The 16,367-nt window shown below is 65.9% G+C and carries 16 protein-coding genes; 8 read left to right on the top strand and 8 right to left on the bottom strand.

The genetic code is table 11. The annotated features are described in order from the left end of the window. Positions 1–229 precede the first annotated feature (229 nt). Positions 230–2,704 (top strand): autotransporter outer membrane beta-barrel domain-containing protein, encoded by a 2,475-nt coding sequence (locus B3446_RS13240; protein ID WP_291381655.1) that lies wholly within the window; start codon positions 230–232, stop codon positions 2,702–2,704. 26 nt (positions 2,705–2,730) lie between these two features. On the opposite strand, the gene B3446_RS13235 is transcribed toward B3446_RS13240, so the two are convergent. Then, positions 2,731–3,297, bottom strand: a complete 567-nt coding sequence (locus tag B3446_RS13235) for a hypothetical protein (RefSeq protein WP_191577284.1) — start codon at positions 3,295–3,297, stop codon at positions 2,731–2,733. Between the two features lie 304 nt (positions 3,298–3,601). On the opposite strand from B3446_RS13235, the gene B3446_RS13230 reads away from it, so the two are divergent. The 3 genes from B3446_RS13230 (at position 3,602) to B3446_RS13220 (ending at position 5,952) form a co-directional block, all read left to right on the top strand. Further along, a complete protein-coding gene (locus tag B3446_RS13230) occupies positions 3,602–4,435 on the top strand; it encodes a DUF4189 domain-containing protein (RefSeq protein ID WP_291381652.1) in 834 nt (277 codons plus the stop codon). A 229-nt stretch (positions 4,436–4,664) separates the two neighbouring features. Then, positions 4,665–5,012 (top strand): VOC family protein, encoded by a 348-nt coding sequence (locus tag B3446_RS13225; protein ID WP_191577283.1) that lies wholly within the window; start codon positions 4,665–4,667, stop codon positions 5,010–5,012. Between the two features lie 10 nt (positions 5,013–5,022). Further along, positions 5,023–5,952, top strand: coding sequence for a CysB family HTH-type transcriptional regulator (locus tag B3446_RS13220; RefSeq protein ID WP_291381649.1), 930 nt, complete (start codon positions 5,023–5,025; stop codon positions 5,950–5,952). 67 nt (positions 5,953–6,019) lie between these two features. Here the strand turns inward: B3446_RS13220 and B3446_RS13215 are convergent, their stop codons facing one another. The 4 genes from B3446_RS13215 to B3446_RS13200 all read right to left on the bottom strand — a co-directional run bounded on the left by B3446_RS13215 (position 6,020) and on the right by B3446_RS13200 (position 10,024). Next, entirely contained in the window at positions 6,020–6,856 is an 837-nt protein-coding gene (locus tag B3446_RS13215; protein ID WP_175121403.1) for an alpha/beta fold hydrolase, read from the bottom strand. Positions 6,857–7,002: 146 nt separating this feature from the next. After that, entirely contained in the window at positions 7,003–7,383 is a 381-nt protein-coding gene (locus tag B3446_RS13210) for a response regulator transcription factor (RefSeq protein ID WP_191577281.1), read from the bottom strand. A 116-nt stretch (positions 7,384–7,499) separates the two neighbouring features. Beyond that, positions 7,500–8,150 carry a response regulator transcription factor gene (locus B3446_RS13205; RefSeq protein ID WP_191577280.1) on the bottom strand — a complete coding sequence of 217 codons (651 nt, stop codon included), beginning with the start codon at positions 8,148–8,150 and terminating at the stop codon, positions 7,500–7,502. Further along, positions 8,147–10,024 carry a PAS domain-containing sensor histidine kinase gene (locus B3446_RS13200; protein ID WP_291381645.1) on the bottom strand — a complete coding sequence of 626 codons (1,878 nt, stop codon included), beginning with the start codon at positions 10,022–10,024 and terminating at the stop codon, positions 8,147–8,149. The genes B3446_RS13205 and B3446_RS13200 overlap by 4 nt, the downstream gene beginning before the upstream one ends. Before the next feature lie 313 nt (positions 10,025–10,337). Here B3446_RS13200 and B3446_RS13195 point away from each other — a divergent pair, with 313 nt between their 5' ends. The 4 genes from B3446_RS13195 (at position 10,338) to B3446_RS13180 (ending at position 13,661) form a co-directional block, all read left to right on the top strand. Beyond that, positions 10,338–10,856, top strand: a complete 519-nt coding sequence (locus B3446_RS13195; protein ID WP_191577278.1) for a Dps family protein — start codon at positions 10,338–10,340, stop codon at positions 10,854–10,856. A gap of 63 nt (positions 10,857–10,919) precedes the next feature. Next, positions 10,920–11,423 carry a redoxin domain-containing protein gene (locus B3446_RS13190; protein WP_175136408.1) on the top strand — a complete coding sequence of 168 codons (504 nt, stop codon included), beginning with the start codon at positions 10,920–10,922 and terminating at the stop codon, positions 11,421–11,423. Continuing rightward, a complete protein-coding gene (locus tag B3446_RS13185; protein ID WP_291381642.1) occupies positions 11,420–11,959 on the top strand; it encodes a DsbA family protein in 540 nt (179 codons plus the stop codon). Before B3446_RS13190 ends, B3446_RS13185 begins: the two co-directional genes overlap by 4 nt. A 136-nt stretch (positions 11,960–12,095) precedes the next feature. Then, complete coding sequence (locus B3446_RS13180) at positions 12,096–13,661, top strand: hypothetical protein (protein ID WP_291381640.1); 1,566 nt, start codon at positions 12,096–12,098, stop codon at positions 13,659–13,661. Positions 13,662–13,704: 43 nt separating this feature from the next. Here B3446_RS13180 and B3446_RS13175 read toward each other — a convergent pair whose 3' ends face one another. The 3 genes from B3446_RS13175 to B3446_RS13165 form a co-directional block, all read right to left on the bottom strand. Beyond that, positions 13,705–14,193: a GlcG/HbpS family heme-binding protein gene (locus B3446_RS13175; protein ID WP_056566538.1), complete on the bottom strand. Its 489-nt coding sequence runs from the start codon at positions 14,191–14,193 to the stop codon at positions 13,705–13,707. A 116-nt stretch (positions 14,194–14,309) separates the two neighbouring features. Continuing rightward, the gene (locus B3446_RS13170) at positions 14,310–14,924 is read right to left on the bottom strand and encodes a response regulator transcription factor (protein ID WP_191577274.1); all 615 of its coding nucleotides are present in this window, start codon (positions 14,922–14,924) and stop codon (positions 14,310–14,312) included. Then, a complete protein-coding gene (locus B3446_RS13165; protein ID WP_291381636.1) occupies positions 14,921–16,360 on the bottom strand; it encodes a sensor histidine kinase in 1,440 nt (479 codons plus the stop codon). Before B3446_RS13165 ends, B3446_RS13170 begins: the two co-directional genes overlap by 4 nt. Between the last annotated feature and the right edge of the window lie 7 nt (positions 16,361–16,367).

The following is a 16,367-nucleotide window of genomic DNA, read 5'->3' as shown; positions in this document are numbered from 1 at the left end:
GGCCGGCGGCGGGAAGCTCCCAGTCAACGGCGCGGCCGGCGGGCAGCCCGGCGCGTCCACCGACCTGAATGGCACGGACGGCAGGAGCACGTGGTTCGAACGGACCGGCGCCGGAGGCGGGGGCGGCGGTGCACCCGGCGGCTTGGGAGGCAGAGGCGGTGGCGCCGAAGGCGGACCCGATGGGTCAGGCGCTGGTGGCACGTCATTGGGCGGCTATGGCATACACGTCATGGGCGCCAACACCGTGATCACGAACGCCGGCCGCATTGTTCCGGGCACGGGGTCGGCGCAATCGGTGGCAATCCTGTATGCCGACACGGCCCACAATTCGGTGCTGCGGTTGCAGGGCGGCAGCGATATCCGAGGCACGGTGGATGCCACCCGATCCACCAACAACACGCTCGTGCTCGATGGCGCGGCGGGCGTCGACCCCATCACGGGCGCGTCAATGGCCTTCGACGTCTCGAAGCTGGGCGCCGCGGGGGGCGTTGGCGCCACCAACGACGTCTACCAGGGCTTCTCCGCTTTCGAGAAAACCTCCGAAGGCACCTGGCAGTTGGCCAATGCGCCCACCCAGACACGCACGCCCTGGCGCATCAAGGGCGGCACATTGGCCATCGCCAGCGGCGACAGTCTTGGCAGCACGCTCGATGCCGTGACGCTGGACGGCGGAACGCTGCAACTCCAGGACAATGCGGCCCTCCACCATGATGTGGTCGTCAATAGCACGGGCGCGATCGGCGTCGGCGACGGACAGCAGTCGGTGCTGCACGGGGTGCTGACCGGAGACGGCAGCCAGTTTGCCAAGACAGGCGGCGGATCCCTGGTCATCGCAGAAGACGGAAACTTCCACGGCGTCACGCAGATTGACGCCGGCACGTTGCAACTCGGCGCGGGCGGCACCAGCGGCGCCATCGGAAGCGGCGCCTTCATCAACCACGGCACGCTCGTGTTCAATCGCGCGGATGACGTTTTAATCGGCAACGCAATCGCCGGCGCGGGTGATGTGGTGCAAGCAGGACCCGGCTTGACGACGCTGACGGGTCCGCTGACTTACACAGGCAAGACATACCTGAACGGAGGAGCGCTGGCTATTGATGGCACGACGCTGGGCTCGCTTTCAAGCGTGGCTGGCGTCATCGCACAGGGCCCGCAAGAAGCGCTGACCTTGCGCAATGCAGAGTTGAATGGCTGGATGCATGTGCCCGGCACGTTGAACATGGATGCCTCCAGCCGCTGGAACATGATGACCGGCCCGGGCAATCCCGCCTACGCGACCACCACTCACGGGACCGAAATCAGCGTCGCTGGCGACATCAACCTTGCCGGCCGCATCAACTTCATGCCGCCCGACACGGCCAATGGCCCATCCGGCGGCAGCGTGCTGGTCGCCAACAACCTGAACGGCCAGGACGGTATCGTCCAGCTGCATGTGCAGTCGACGGAAAGCGGTATCACTGATCTCATTCGGCTTAACGGCGGCGCCGCCGGAACGACGCATCTGGTTTTGCAAATGAGTGAATCCTCCGCGGGGGACGCGCTTACGGGCGACGGCGTGATGGTGGTCCAGGCAAATGGCCCGACCGACAACGCGTTCGTGCAACGTGAGGAAACGCAGGGGGGGAACCGCAGAGGGGCTTTCCTCTACCGGTTGGATCATGGTTCAAGGGTGGTCAATGGCGTTCAGGCTTCCCCGAACAACTGGTATGTGCGCAGCGAGTCGCGGCCCGAGGTTTCGCTGTATTCCCAGCTGGGCAATCAGGCCGCGCGTCATGGGGAACTGACCGTCGGCACCCTGAACGAACGGATGGGGTCGACAGAGAGCCTGGCCCGCAAGGTTTACCCCTTCGTGTGGGGGCGCATCCTGGCGGACACCGCGCGCAATCAGGGCAATCGCGCCGGGCTGGCCGCGCAAGATGTCGCGACGCGCTCCAGGCTGGCGGGCGTGCAGCTTGGAACTGACGTCTACGTGGACTTTCAAGGGTTGTCGCGGCGCAGCGCGGGGGTCTTTGCGTCTGCCAGCACCATGAAGGCCGACGTAGACCATTATCTGGACCTCAGCAACGAAACTGTCGACGCGGGGCGTAGCGAGCAGTCGGCATATAGTCTGGGCGGCTACTACACGCTGCTGGATGGAAAGGGCAGCTATCTGGACCTGGTCACGCAGGTCAGCCGCTACGGCGTCAAGGCGAACTCGGCGGCGGGCGCAGGTCAGTTGGCCACCACGGGGTGGGGCGGCTTGATCTCCGCGGAGGCCGGAAAATCATTCGCCGTTGGCGACGACGCCAGCAACCTTCGGCTTGAGCCCCAGGCGCAGGTCATCTATCAGCGGATCAAGTTCTCGGGCAGCCAGGACGACGCAAGCGCGGTGGAGTTTCCCGGCGTGAACAGCCTGACGGGCCGACTGGGCCTGCGCCTGTCCAAGACATGGGATGGCGATTCCGCCAAGGCCAGTACGGCTTGGGCGACAGTCAACCTTCTAACCACCGCAGGCCACTCGTCAAGCCGCTATGCGACAGCCACGCAGGGCGACATCACCTTCAAGAACAAACTTGCGGGTCCGCGAGCAGGTCTGACGGTGGGATACGACAGCCTCCTGGGCGGAAATACTTTCCTGAATGTTCAAGCCGGCACCGAGCAGGGCATCGGTAGCCGCAAGACCAGCAACTACAACCTCAACGCCGGGATCAAAATCATCTTCTAACGATGGCGCAGCATCGCACACGCTAATTACTTGACGACGTAATTCTTCGCCTCGGCCTCGCCCGCCCACTTGCGCAAGGCGCTGATGAATTCCGGGCACACATTGCCATCGACGCTGGTGTCGGTGATGACGCTGTCCTGCATGCGCATCAGCACCTTGCACTCATACACACGCGTGCGGTTGGCGTAGTGGCCGGTGCTGCTGTTCTGGAACACCGGCGTGGCCGCCGTGGTGTTGGTGGCGGGGATCATGCCTACGACCTGCTGGCTGGTGCTGTCCACCACCCATTCGGTGTAGGGGGCGGACTGGTAGTCCGACCATTCCAGCTCCATCGTGTTGCCGACCGGCCGGATCCTGGACGGCTCGCCCAGCGCCGCAATGGCGTCGTCGATGGAGCGGCCTTCCATGTTCTTGGCTACGTTCACACTGGGCGAAAACGACAGGCCCGATTTGAAGACCTGGCTCAGCGAGGGCATCGTGGAGCTGCCGCCGGTGGGCATCGGCGCGCAGCCGGCCAGGCCCAGCGTGAGGAGCAGGCCGGTCAACAGAAGGAAGGAACTGCGCTGTCGGTTGGAATGCGGTGTCGGCTTCATGGTGTGTGGTCCAGGCTTGCGGGGTGGCAGGTCCCTCGGTAGGCGAGGACACGGCGCCGATTGTTTCTTTTCGTGACGGGGCCATTGATCGCTGGCGCCCTCGACGGCAATTCGCGCGGCCGAGACAAGGATGGCCCGCGCTGGAAAGTGCGACATTTTTACCGAAAAAAGGGGCCGGAGTTCGCAATCCGAAGTGTGAAATTTGTTACCTAATATGCCGGTTGAGCAGCGCCATAGAGGGACGGACCCCGGGAACGCTGCGCTAAGATCGTCCCCGCCCAATCCACTGGATTTCACGACGATCATGCCCGCTCGCTTTCAATTCCTGATCCGCGCCGCGTTTGCGGCCCTGGCCCTGGTGGCGGGGCTGGCATCGCCGGGCGCGCACGCCGCCGAGAAGCTCTACGGCGGCATCGCCACGGACGGCAAGCATTCCCGGATTTTCTGGGTGCTGCCCGAAACCGACGGCAAGGCGGCCGAAGCCGCGGCACTGGCCGAGTGCCGCAAGGCCGGCGGCAAGGAATGCAAGGTCTTGAGCTGGTTCTCCGACAGCTGCATGGTGTACGCGCGCAATTCCGTTCAGGATCTGTTCCCGGGCAACAGCGTGTCGCCCGAGATGGCCGCCAAGAAGGCGATCCGGCGTTGCACGGCCGGCAGCCCCGATGGCAAATGCCGTCTGACCACCATGCCGCTGTGCGTGGGTCCGGGTTACAGCGCCGCCGACATGCAGGCCCCCGTGAAGGCCACGGCCGCCGATCTGGAACGCCTGTCCGCCAAGCTGAACCAGCGCGAATACTGGGGCGCCATTGCCGAAAACGAAGAAGGCGGACTTCTTTATGCCGACGGTTATCCCAACGAGAACGATGCGCTGTCCAAGCTGCTGGATTGGGAAGACTGCAAGGGCTGCCGCAAGGTGCTGACATACACCGACAGCTGCGTCGGTCTTGCATGGCCCAAGGGCGCCAAGGGGCGCGGCACCAACTTCACCGCGCTCAATCCCGATCCGAAGACGGCCCGCGATGAGTCGCGCGCCGCGTGCACCGCCAAGACCGGCAGCCCGGCCTGCGTGGCGATGGTGCGTTGCTCGGGCCGCCCGTATATCGACGGCTATGCCGGCGAGGGCGAAAAGCCGAACTGATGTTGGCGCAGCGCAATGCCGCATCAAAACAAACGGGCCTGCGGGCCCGTCTGTTTTGTTGAAGCCGCCGCGCGGCGGGGACCGCCAAAGCGCGCAAGCCATCGGCGCATATATGCAAATAAGCCGGCGTCTTTAGGGCTTCTGGCAATGTCCAAGCAATTACAACCTCTTTGTCTGGTTGTACTTGCGCGGCCTAGAATCAGCCCTGTTCCATAGCAGGCGGCAGGGCATGTCATCGCGACTTTCGATCGAATCGGTACAGCTTCCATTCTTGTCGCAACGGCATCAGGCCGTCCGCGACTTCTACCGTCGGATCATCGGTTTGGAAGAGATGCCTGGCGACGGCGACCGCCTGCGATTCGCCTTGGGCGACGCCACATTGTCGCTGTCTCCGGTGGACGAAGTGAGCCGCGCGGTCAAACCCGACTACCTGGGCATCAAGGCCAGCGCCTACGACGACATCCTGTCGCGCCTGCGCATGGCGGGTCATCATCCCGTGTGCTCGCTGCCGGATGCGCTGCCGCGTGTCATGTACGTGAAGGATCCTTCCGGCAATCAGCTGGCCATCCTGGACTGAGGCGCGCACGATGAACTTCCAGCAATTGCGATCCGTGCGCGAAGCCGTGCGCCGCGACTTCAACCTGACCGACGTTTCTGAAAGCCTGCACACCTCCCAGCCTGGCGTCAGCCGGCAGATCCGCGAACTGGAAGAAGAGGTGGGCGTCGACATCTTCGTGCGTTCGGGCAAACGCCTGATCGGTCTTACGCCGCCCGGCGAATTGATCCTGCCGCTGGTGGAGCAGATCCTGCAGGCGGCCGACAACATCCGGCATGCGGGCGCGGAGTATGCGGACAGCCGGAGCGGCGTGCTGTCGATCGCGGCCACGCACTCGCAGGCGCGCTATGCCTTGCCGCCGGTCATCAAGGAATTTCGCCAGCGCTACCCCGAGGTCGTGCTGCATCTGCACCAGGGGTCGCCCAAACAGGTCTCGGAGATGCTGCTCGAAGGCGAGGCCGACATCGGCGTGGCGACCGAAGCCGTGGCGGACTACCCAGGCCTGGTGAACCTGCCGTGCTACCGGTGGAGCCACAGCGTCATCGTGCCGCGAGGCCATCCGCTGGCGCGCCAGCACGACGGCGTCACGCTGTCGCAGCTATCGCGCTATCCCATCATCACGTATGGACGCGGCTACACGGGCCGCGCGCATATCGACGAAGCCTTTGCACGCGCCGGCATCACGCCCGACATCGTCATGACCGCGATGGATGCGGATGTGATCAAGACATACGTGGAACTGGAATTGGGCGTCGGCATCGTGGCCGCGGTGGCCTGGGACGCCGAGCGCGACAGCCGGCTGTGCGCCATCGATGCACGGCATCTGTTCGAGATCAACCTGACGCGGCTGGCGATCCGGCGCGGCGCATGGCTGCGCGGCTATGCCTTCCATTTTGTGGAGATGTTCGTGCCCACGCTGACACGGGAAGTGGTGGAGCGAGAGCTGAAGGGCGACGGCTGACGCCGCCGTCATCAGGGCGAAAAAAAGGAAGGCGCAGTGCCTTCCTTTTTCATTTGCGACTGCCGGATCAGCTCTTGATGAATGCCAGCAGGTCGGCGTTGATCACGTCCGCGTGGGTCGTCAGCATGCCGTGCGGGAAGCCCGGATAAACCTTCAGCGTGCCGTTCTTGAGCAGCTTGACCGACAGGCGCGAGGCGTCGTCGATCGGCACGATCTGGTCGTCGTCGCCATGCATCACCAGCGTCGGCACGCTGATGGCCTTCAGGTCTTCGGTCTGGTCGGTCTCGGAGAAGGCCTTGATGCCTTCGTAGTGCGCCTTGGCGCCGCCGATCATGCCCTGGCGCCACCAGTTGTTGATCACGCCCTGCGAAACCTTCGCGCCGTCGCGGTTGAAGCCGTAGAACGGGCCCGCGGCCACGTCCAGGAAGAACTGCGCGCGGTTGTCGGCCAGCGCCTTGCGGAACCCGTCGAACACTTCGATGGGGGTGCCGCCCGGATTGGATTCGGTCTTGACCATCAGCGGCGGGACGGCGCTGACCAGCACGGCCTTGGCGACGCGGCCTTGCGGCTCGCCATGGCGGGCGACGTAGCGGGCGACTTCGCCGCCGCCCGTCGAGTGGCCGATGTGCACGGCGTTGCGCAGGTCCAGATGTTGAACCACGGCGGCGGCATCCGCGGCGTAGTGGTCCATGTCGTGGCCGTCGCTGACCTGGGTCGAGCGGCCGTGGCCACGGCGGTCGTGCGCAATGACGCGATAGCCCTGGGCGAGGAAGAACAGCATCTGGGCGTCCCAGTCATCGCTGGACAGCGGCCAGCCGTGGTGGAACATGATGGGCTGGGCCGTCTTGGGGCCCCAGTCCTTGTAGAAGATTTCAACGCCGTCGGGGGTGGTGATCGTGCTCATGTCGGGTTCTCCGGGGGTTAGTTGGACCGCAGGGATAGACTAGGGCCTTATGCGTCACCGGGAAATCCTACGCTGGGCTTGGCGCGTCATACAAAGGTATAAGCGGGATTTCGCGGCGGATGTGTCCAATCCGCCACCACCCGTCTTTACGCGGTCTGCGCGCCTTGCAGCGCGTCGGCCACGCATCGCGCCATGGCTTCACCGTCCACCGGCTTGTCCAGGTACGCACAGGCGCCCAGCGCCAGCAGCCGCTGCCGCGCCGCCTCGGTGGGGAAGGCCGTCATGAAGATCAGGGGAAAGCGGCGCCCCGTGGCGATGAGCTCGGCCTGCAGCTGATCGCCCGTCATGGGCGACATCTGCACATCGGTGATCATGCAGTCCGGGTCGCCGCCTCGCGGGTCGTTCAGGAACTCAGGGCCCGAGCCGTAGGGCCGGACCTCGTATCCAAGCGAGCGCAGCAAGCTGCACAGCGCGATCCTGACCCCATCGTCGTCGTCAACAACCGCGATAGTGGGAGTGTGGTTCATGTAAGAAAATCCTTCGTACCGGTCGGATCACGATGCGCATCCGATGCCCGGCATGCTCCTTTATGAACCTTTGCGCCTGCCGCGAAAATCATACAGAGGTTTGTCCCAGCCCCGGGTCAGGACGCGGAAACGCCCAGCGCCTCGGCGTGGCGGACCAGATCGGCGAGCGATCGGACCCCCATCTTGCGCATGACGTGGCCGCGGTGGATCTTGACGGTGATCTCGCTTAAGCCGATCAGGCCCGCCACCTGCTTGTTCATCAAGCCCGACACCACGTGCGCCATGACCTCCCGCTCGCGCGGGGTCAGGGTCTCGTAGCGGGCGCGCAGGCCGTCCATGGCTGCATCGCGGGAGCGCCGCTGGGTGTCGCGCTCGATGGCGGCCGAAACCGCATCCAGCATGTCCTGTTCGCGGAACGGCTTGGAAAGAAAGTCGACCGCGCCCGCTTTCATGGCGCGCACGGTCATGGGAATGTCGCCGTGGCCGGTGATGAAGACGATCGGCAGGTCGATGCCTTGGCGGATGAGCTGGTCTTGGAAGTCCAGGCCGCTGATGCCGGGCAGCCGCACGTCCAGCACGATGCAGCCGGGCGCGTCGGGAATCTGGGTCTGCAGCAGTTCGGCGGGGGACGCGCACAGGGTGGTGCGCAGGCCGATCGAGCGGAACAGGCTGTCCAGCGAGGCGCGCACGCTGGCCTCGTCGTCGACGACGATGACCTGGGATTGCGGAGCGGCGGGCGCGGCGCCGGTGGCGGTGCGGTGGTTCATGTGGAAGGGTTCCCCTGCGTGGTGGCGAGCGTCAGCGTAAAGGCCGCGCCCGCGCCAGGCGTGTTGTCGACGGTAAGGCTGCCGCCGTGGGCCTGCGCCGTGGTGCGGCAGATCGGCAAGCCCATGCCCATGCCTTGCGGTTTGGTGGTGAAGAATGGATCGAACAGGCGTTCCAGGTCGTCCGGCGCGATGCCCGGACCCGTATCGCCCACGGTGACGGCGACCAGCCCGTCGTCGTGGCGCCGGGCGCTGACGGACAACTGGCGGGCCTGCGTCTGGCCGGACATGGCCTGGCTGGCGTTGACCATCAGGTTGACCATCACCTGCTGAAGCTGGATCCGGTCACCCATGATGAGCGGCAGGCCCGGCTCGATGTCCACCTGCAGCGCCACACGCTCGCGGGTGAGCTCGTGCGCCACCAGGCGCGTGGCTTCCTCGATGACGGCGCCGATGTCCAGCGCTGCCTGCTGCACCGGCGCCTTGCTGAGAAACGCGCGGATGCGCTTGACGATCTCGCTGGCGCGCCGGCCTTCGGAAATGATGCGTTCCATTGCCAGCTCGACCTCGTGCAGGTCTGGCTGGGGACGGCGCAGCCAGCGCATGCCCGCGTCGCCGCTGGTGACGACCGCCATCAGCGGCTGGTTGACTTCGTGCGCGATCGACGCCGTCAGCTCGCCCAGCGTGGCGACACGCGCCGCGTGCGCGAGCTCGGTCTGCGCCAGCAGCAGCGCGTCCTGCGCCTGCCTGCGTTCGGTGATGTCGACGACAAAGACCAGCACGGAACCGTCCACGTCGTCGGCCGGCGGGAAGGTGATGGTGAACAGCACCGGCACACGCGAGCCGTCCGCGTGCACGACCTCGGTCTCGCCTTCGTGGAAGGCGTCGCCTTGGGCAAACGCCGTCAGGGACCGCGCAAACATGCGGTCGTCTTCGCACAGGATGTCGTCCACGGAGTAGGGCGCGCTTGGGGCGGCCGGCCGGCCCACCATGGCCAGGAACGCGGGATTCATGTCATCCACGTCGGTCAGCTTGCGCATCTGGCCGATGAACTCTGGATGCTGGGCGAGGTGGGCGGTGAGGGCGGGGCCATCCATCAGGCCCAGGGCGGTCAGCTCGGTGCGCACGGCGCGCCAATCTTCCTGGATGACACCGATGCGGCTGGCGTCGAACATGCGGCGGTAGCGTCTTTCGCTGCTGACCAGCGCGGTGTAGGCGGCCTTGCGGTCGGTGACGTCGCGATGCGTTTCCATGACGCCGGTGACCCGGCCCTGATGATCCCGTTGAAGCACCCAGCGGCTTTCCAGCACCAGCGTGGCGCCGGCCTGGGTTTTCTGTTCCAACGTACCGTCCCAGCTGCCGGTAGACAGAAGTTCGGCCTCAATAGCTTCGCGCCGGTCGGGGTAGCGGGTATGCAGCAGGTCATCGGCAACGCGGCCCAGGGCCATGCTGGCGGGCCAGCCATAAGCGTCTTCGGCGGTGCGGTTCCAGAAGTTGATCACGCCTTGGTGGTCGCGCACGAAGATCATGTCGTGCGACAGATTGAGCAGGCGCGCCTGCGCGGCGAGCCTGCGGGTGGCGCTCTGGTTCTGAAGCGCCAGCAGTGCCGCAATGCCGATGGCGGCCAGGCTGACCAGCGCGCGGGCCGTGGGTGAGCCCACATGGTTCAGACCGTGGGAATTCAGATAGGCCGCGATGGTGAGCACGATGCCGCCGGTGCCCGCCACGATGATGTCCAGGCGCCGGAATGTGCGCGCCGCGAGCAGCACCACCACGACATAGAGCACGGCCACGGCGCCGTCGAAGTCGGTGAATGTGTCCACGACGGCAATGACCAGCGCCAGCAGCAGGGCGGCCGCGCGAAACAGAAATTGCATGCGATGCGGGCCCGCGGTCTCCGGGGCGCCGGGACGCGACTGCTGCGGCGGCTGGCCAGGTGCGCGGCCGAGTGTCGACGTGAGCAAGATCCACCTCTGGGTAAGGGCGCGCGCGTTGGGCAGGAAACCGGGGGCACGCAATGAGACCCGCACATTATCAGCCATCTTTGGAAGAAGACACGCGTATTTCCTGGGTAAACCTTGGTATGACCCGAGAAAACGATGAGCCGATTTTGCTGGCGGCACGCCCTGGCTATTCTGGTTTCCATCGGGAATCGATACCCGATTCGTGAAGCCAACCCGGAGAAATTCCATGAACGATCTTTCGCTTCAAACCCGCATCACCGCTCCCCTGCGCACCCCCACCGACCTGGGCGCCGAAGCCAGGGTCGACATCGCCGCCGCCCTCACGGGCCTGCTGGCCGACATGTTCGCGCTGTATCTGAAGACCAAGAACTTTCACTGGCATATGTCGGGTCCGCACTTTCGCGACTACCACCTGATGCTGGACGAGCAGGGCGACGAGATCTACGCGACGACGGACGTCATTGCGGAACGCGCCCGTAAGGTAGGCGGCACGACGCTGCGTTCCATCGGCCACATCCAGCGCCTGCAGCGCCTGGCCGACAACGACGCCGACTACGTGACGCCCGAAGACATGCTGGCCGAACTGGCCGACGACAACCGCCGTCTGACGGGCTTCCTGCGCGCCACGCACGCCGTGTGCGAAGAACACAACGACGTGGCCTCGACCAGCCTGATCGAAAACTGGATCGACGAGGCCGAGCGCCGCACCTGGTTCCTCTACGAATCGACCCGCGCCGCACGCTGATCCGACCCGGCCACATGCATCCCTGACCTTGGCGCCGCGCGCGGCGCGTCCAGGAGACGTTTCATGTCATACGACTACCCCGCGGCCGTCCTGCCTGCCGGCACGACCGCACCGTCCTTCGCCTTGCCGGCCACGCCGGACCAGACGGTTGCGCTGGAAGAATTGCGCGGCCGGCCGCTGATCCTGGCGTTCTATCCCGCGGACTGGAGCCCCGTCTGTGGCGACCAGATGGCGCTGTACAACCAGATCCTTCCTGAATTCCACAAAGCCGGCGCGCAGTTGGTCGGCATTTCGGTGGATGGGGTCTGGTGCCACGCCGCGTTCGCCGCGGACCGCAAGCTGCATTTCCCGCTGCTGGCGGATTTCGAGCCCAAGGGCGAGGTCGCCCGGCGCTACGGCGTCTATCGCGAACAGGAGGGCATTGCCGATCGTGCGCTGTTCGTCATCGATGCCGAGGGCGTCATCCGGTGGAGCTATGTGTCGCCGCTGGGCATCAACCCGGGCGCTGACGGCATCCTGGACGCGCTGGACAAGCTTGCCCCAGCTTTGCAAGGAGTTCAATCATGAGCCGCCTTTTCATTCCCGTGAATGCGCAAGACCACGCCGAAGGGCCAGACAACGCGCCTGTGACGCTGGTGGAGTATGGCGATTACGAGTGTCCGTATTGCGGCGAGGCCTATCCCGTGCTGAAGGCGGTGCAGCGTGCGCTGGGCGACCGGCTACGCTTCGTCTTCCGCAACTTTCCCATTTCGGAACTGCACCCGGACGCAGTCGCGGCGGCGGAATTTGCCGAGGCGGCCGCGCAGGCGGGCAAGTTCTGGCAGGCGCACGACATGCTCTATGAGCGCCAGAACGCGTTGAAGGAGAGCGATCTGTTCGCCTATGGCGAGGAGATCGGCTTGTCGCCGCAGGTGCTGCACCGCGCCTTTGGCGGGGCGTTCGACTCCAAGATAGAAGTGGACTTCAGTGGTGGCGTGCGCAGCGGCGTGAACGGCACGCCTACGCTCTTCATCAATGGCGTGCGGTACGACGGCCCGCGCGATGCGGACAGCCTGATTGACGCGCTGACCCAGGCGGCGCGTACCGCCCCGGTCCATGCGTGAAGGGGTAGGGACCGGCATCGCCCGGTCGCCGCGTTGCCCTGGGACTTAAGTCTGGCGTTTTGCTGCCGTTACATTTCTCAAAGGAACCCCGGCCGGGGGGCAGGCTTGCCTCCGGCTTTCCAGAGGAAGAGACGCCATGACATCTGTTGCCTCCATCGGCCCCGTGACCACGATCGGTCTGGCGCCGCCCGCCACTGGCGTGACCCGTGCGGGCGACAAGGCCGATATTGCGGCCGTGCCTGCATCGACGACGGTCACGCTTGGCCAAGGCACGTCCCCCGCGCTGACCTACACCTCGCAGCCGGCGGCCGCGGGCGTGGTCTGGGAGCGCGACGCGGCGGACAAGGTGTCCTCCGTCATCGCCGACACGATTTCCGCGCGCACGCTAGCCGGGCGTCTGGAAGGCGTGGCTTCTGCGCTGCTGGACCGGTTCCAGACCGACGGCAGCAATTATTCCCAGTCTGCCAAGTTGTCGCCGGGCGCCGGCCAGATCGACGCCCTGGGCAACGTACAGGCAGGTTCGGCCGCGCAGGCCGAGGATGCCTACACGCTGCGCATCACCACGGCCAGCGGCGTGAAAGTCCAGGTCAGCCTGACCAACACCGCAGATGGCATCGGGGTGCAGATCGACGTGGCCGAGGGTGAGCTGTCCGAGACCGAGCGCAAGGCCATCGCCGGTTTGTCCAAAGCGTTCCAGGATGCGGTGGATGGCCTGGCGTCTGTGCCGCCGCGCATGGCGTGGTCCAGCCTGGCCAAGTTTGATTCCGCGGTGCTGTCGTCGGTGTCGCTGCAAGCCACGACTACGACGGATGGCGTCGTTTCGCAATCCATCGACTTTTCCGCGGACAGCAAGCAGCGGTCGCTGACCATCAAGAACGCCGATGGCGTGGTGAAGGTCGACGTCGACGTGAGCAAGGCCGCGCTCTTTGGCAATGCGCAGCAGCGCGCCGCGGCGGTCAGCGATTATCTGCAGCAGTTCGACGCGGCGCGCAGCCGCGGCAAGGGCGACGAGGCCCTGATGGCGGTGTTCAAGGACGCATTCGCTGAGCTGCACCAGAGCTACGAGGCGGGCGCCGCCCCGTCCAGCCAGTCGCCGCGCATCGTTGCCGCTGGCTACACGTACCGCAGTCTGCTGTCGGGCGTGGCGGACTTCTCGGCCTCGATTTCGCAGACCATGGACGCGAGCAATCCGTACAAGACCAGCGAAGTCGATCAATTCACCTATCAGGTCTCGCAAAACAGCAACGTCAGCGGCCGGCCATTGTTCGACCTGGGCGTCAAGCAGGAACAGCGCGCCAATCTGACCGCCAGCTACCATTTGGCACTGACGCCGCAGCAGACGCTTGCTCTGTCCAAGGACAAGGATTCGCAGAACTACAAGTTCATCCAGATCAGGGACGAGGTCACCAGCCAGACCGGCATCCAGTACGAGCTGGGCGCGCTGGCGGAAGCGACCTTCACGCATACGCGCAATCTGTCGACGCGGGTGCAGTCGTACGTGAAGGGCGAGCTGATCGAAGACACCTTGACGCCCGTGATCGAAACCCGGACGCGCGACCTGCTGTCGCTGGTGCGCGCGGCGGACCTGGAGCCTTCGGAGAATGAGCGCCTGCAGCGCCGCGACCCTGCGGCGGCGGATGCGATGCTGCTGAACAAGCATCTGGCACTGTCGCGCGCGGTGGCGCGGGAACGGCAGGACTGAACGGGCTGCGGGGTCGCAAGATCGCCCGCAGCCGTGCCGGTGCTTACTTGAACAGCGCGGCGTTCTCTTCCAGCACCGCGTCGGCGCATTGCGCGTCCAGGTTGCCGCCCGGTGCGCCGGCCACGCCGATGGCGCCGATCACGCTGTTGCCGGCCTTGACCGGCACGCCGCCGCCCAGCAGCAGGAAGCCCGGAATGTCGGTCAGGTTGGCCGCGCCAGGGTTCTTCTGCGCGTTTTCCATCATGGTCAGCGTGGGCGTCTTGGCCGAGACCGCGGTAAAGGCTTTGGCGCGGCTGGCTTCGATGGTGTGCGGGCCGGCATTGTCGGCGCGGGCAAAGGCCTTGAGCAGGCCGGCGCGGTCCACGACCGAGGCGCTGACGTTGTAGCCCTTGGCCTGGCAGGCGGCGACGGTGGCGGTCGCAAGCTTCTGCGCGTCGGCCATCGACAGGTTGTTCTCGCTCAGCACGGCAGCGTTGGCGGCGCCGGCGAAAGCCAGCGTGGAGAGCAGGGCGGCAAGCGACAGTTTCTTCATGGTCTGCATCCTTTTCGGGGGTGTTGCGGTAGGAGCAGACAGTGTGGCCAAAAGGCCGAGGGCGCGGTATACGCCCGACTACGCGCGCGCCTCCGTAGCGTTACGGAGGCGGCGCTTCAATCGAGCAGCGTCGCGTACTGGCGGATCAGTTGCGCAAGCGACTCGGCTTCCAGCTTGGCAAAGACGTTGGCACGATAGGTCTCGACCGTGCGCGGCGACAGGTCGAATTCGCGCGCAATCTCCTTGTTGCTCATGCCGCGCACGATGCGCTCCAACACTTCGTGCTCGCGTCCCGACAGGCGCGCCAGGCGGTCCGCCGCCGCCTGCGTGACGGCAAGGCGCTCACGGCTGGCGATGTGCGTGCGTACGGCCGCCTGGACCGCATCCAGAAAGACGTCGTCGTCGACCGGCTTTTGCAGGAATTCCATGGCGCCACCCTTGAACGCGCGGCGGCACAGGTCTACGTTGGCATGGCCGGTCAGCATGACCACGGGCAGGTCGGACCGTTCAGCAAGCTGCGCAAGCACGTCCAGTCCGCTGATGCCGGGCATGCGGATGTCCAGCACCACGCAGCCGATCACCGGCTGCGCTAGCGCGCCAAGAAACGCCATCGGGTCCGCAAAGCCTGCGCTGCGCAGGCCGACGCTGCGCAGCAGCAGCCCAAGTCCGTCGCGGACTGCGTCGTCGTCGTCCACCAGGTAGACCAGCGGGGAATGATCGTTGGAATTCATGCGGCGGCTCCGGCCTGCGGCAGGCTGACGGTAAAACAGGCGCCAGCGGGGCTGAGGTTGCGCGCGGCGATGCGGCCGTCCATCGAGCCGGCCAGCGTATCGCACAGTGCCAGGCCCAGGCCCATGCCCTGTTCGCGGGTGGTGAAAAACGGCGCGAAAAGGCGCGGCATGGCGTCCGCGGCAATGCCCGGGCCAGTGTCGCTGACGCTGAACTGGTAACTGCCGTTGACCGCCCGGCCTTCCAATGCGATCTGGCGCGTACCCGAGGCGCCGTCCAGCGCATCCGCCGCGTTCTGCACCAAGTTGTGCAGGATCTGTTCAAGGGCCACGCGATCGCCCAGCGGCCGCGCGCCGGGACTGGCGTTGGTCCAGGTCAGGCGGATGCCTTGTCTTGCAAGTTCGGGCTCGCGCAAAAACCGCAGCGAGGCCACCAGCGCGTCCGGGTCGATGGCTTCTCGCCGCGCGGGCGAACTGGGCTGCACCAGCGCGCGCATGCGGCTGATGATGTCGGCGGCGCGCTTGGCTTGTTCGGCGCTGGCAAGCAGCGCGTGGCGCACCACCGGACGCTCGTCCTCGTCATCCAGCAGGCGTGCGGCGGCGCGGGTTTGCGCCAGGATGGCGGTCAGTGGCTGGTTGAGCTCGTGCGCGATGCCGGCGGCCATTTCGCCCAGCGTGCTCAGGCGCGCCATGGCCGCCAGACGCACCTGTTCCTGCTGCCGGCGCGCTTCTGCGCGCGAGCGATGCCAGGCAGCGGCGCCGGCCACCAGCAAGCCGCTGGCCACGGCCCATGCCAGCCAGGCGGTCCACGGCCAGAATCCGGGCGTCAACGTGCGGGTGCTGCGCATCTGAAACGGCTGGCTGGCCGCGCCCAGCGGCTTTTGCAGCGCCAGCGTCCAGCCGGGCAGTGCATCATTGGGTTGCTTGTCCAGCAGCGGTAGCGGGGTGCGATCCACCGTCAGGGTCAGGTTGCCCAGACCCGGCGGAAAGTCGGCAGCCGGCACGAGCTGCCGCGCGTCGATCAGCAGGCTCCACCCGGAAGGCGACACCAGCCAGTAGCGCGCGTCGTCCACGGCAATCGTCACGGGGCGACCCAGTTGCCGGGCGCGCTCCACCGCTTGTTGCAGGCCAGCCGGCGCGGGCAAGCTGCCCGCCCAGACGCCGCCCGGCAGATGGCCAAGCCCCAGTAACTGCGGCATGGCGGGCTGCAGGCTGGGAAAGAGACGTTCGGGAGCGGGAGGATGCGACAACGCGGCCAGCGTGGCCAGGACGGCTTCATGCTGCACCGTCTTCTGGCTCAGCATGCGTTGGGCGATGCTGGTGCTCTGGAAGAAGCGCTCGAACTGGTCCACGTATTCCTGCCGCGCGATCCAGATTGCGCCCAGAAAGAACAGGACCAGCCAGCAGATGAAGGCGCGCATGCGCGAGAGGGGATTCACGCCGGCA

This window comes from Achromobacter sp. UBA5777 (assembly GCF_002418565.1).
Classification (GTDB): Bacteria; Pseudomonadota; Gammaproteobacteria; order Burkholderiales; family Burkholderiaceae_B; genus Achromobacter; species Achromobacter animicus.
This window is presented reverse-complemented; position numbering and strand designations above follow the sequence as displayed.

What these genes read in the sequence shown, in the direction of transcription:
- B3446_RS13215 (WP_175121403.1), bottom strand. Translation starts at nt 6,856, where the DNA reads ATGAGCACGATCACCACCCCCGACGGCGTTGAAATCTTCTACAAGGAC.
- B3446_RS13185 (WP_291381642.1), top strand. Translation starts at nt 11,420, where the DNA reads ATGAGCCGCCTTTTCATTCCCGTGAATGCGCAAGACCACGCCGAAGGG.
- B3446_RS13210 (WP_191577281.1), bottom strand. Translation starts at nt 7,383, where the DNA reads ATGAACCACACTCCCACTATCGCGGTTGTTGACGACGACGATGGGGTC.
- B3446_RS13190 (WP_175136408.1), top strand. Translation starts at nt 10,920, where the DNA reads ATGTCATACGACTACCCCGCGGCCGTCCTGCCTGCCGGCACGACCGCA.
- B3446_RS13180 (WP_291381640.1), top strand. Translation starts at nt 12,096, where the DNA reads ATGACATCTGTTGCCTCCATCGGCCCCGTGACCACGATCGGTCTGGCG.
- B3446_RS13230 (WP_291381652.1), top strand. Translation starts at nt 3,602, where the DNA reads ATGCCCGCTCGCTTTCAATTCCTGATCCGCGCCGCGTTTGCGGCCCTG.
- B3446_RS13235 (WP_191577284.1), bottom strand. Translation starts at nt 3,297, where the DNA reads ATGAAGCCGACACCGCATTCCAACCGACAGCGCAGTTCCTTCCTTCTG.
- B3446_RS13220 (WP_291381649.1), top strand. Translation starts at nt 5,023, where the DNA reads ATGAACTTCCAGCAATTGCGATCCGTGCGCGAAGCCGTGCGCCGCGAC.
- B3446_RS13205 (WP_191577280.1), bottom strand. Translation starts at nt 8,150, where the DNA reads ATGAACCACCGCACCGCCACCGGCGCCGCGCCCGCCGCTCCGCAATCC.
- B3446_RS13170 (WP_191577274.1), bottom strand. Translation starts at nt 14,924, where the DNA reads ATGAATTCCAACGATCATTCCCCGCTGGTCTACCTGGTGGACGACGAC.
- B3446_RS13175 (WP_056566538.1), bottom strand. Translation starts at nt 14,193, where the DNA reads ATGAAGAAACTGTCGCTTGCCGCCCTGCTCTCCACGCTGGCTTTCGCC.
- B3446_RS13240 (WP_291381655.1), top strand. Translation starts at nt 230, where the DNA reads ATGGGCGCCAACACCGTGATCACGAACGCCGGCCGCATTGTTCCGGGC.
- B3446_RS13195 (WP_191577278.1), top strand. Translation starts at nt 10,338, where the DNA reads ATGAACGATCTTTCGCTTCAAACCCGCATCACCGCTCCCCTGCGCACC.
- B3446_RS13200 (WP_291381645.1), bottom strand. Translation starts at nt 10,024, where the DNA reads ATGCAATTTCTGTTTCGCGCGGCCGCCCTGCTGCTGGCGCTGGTCATT.
- B3446_RS13225 (WP_191577283.1), top strand. Translation starts at nt 4,665, where the DNA reads ATGTCATCGCGACTTTCGATCGAATCGGTACAGCTTCCATTCTTGTCG.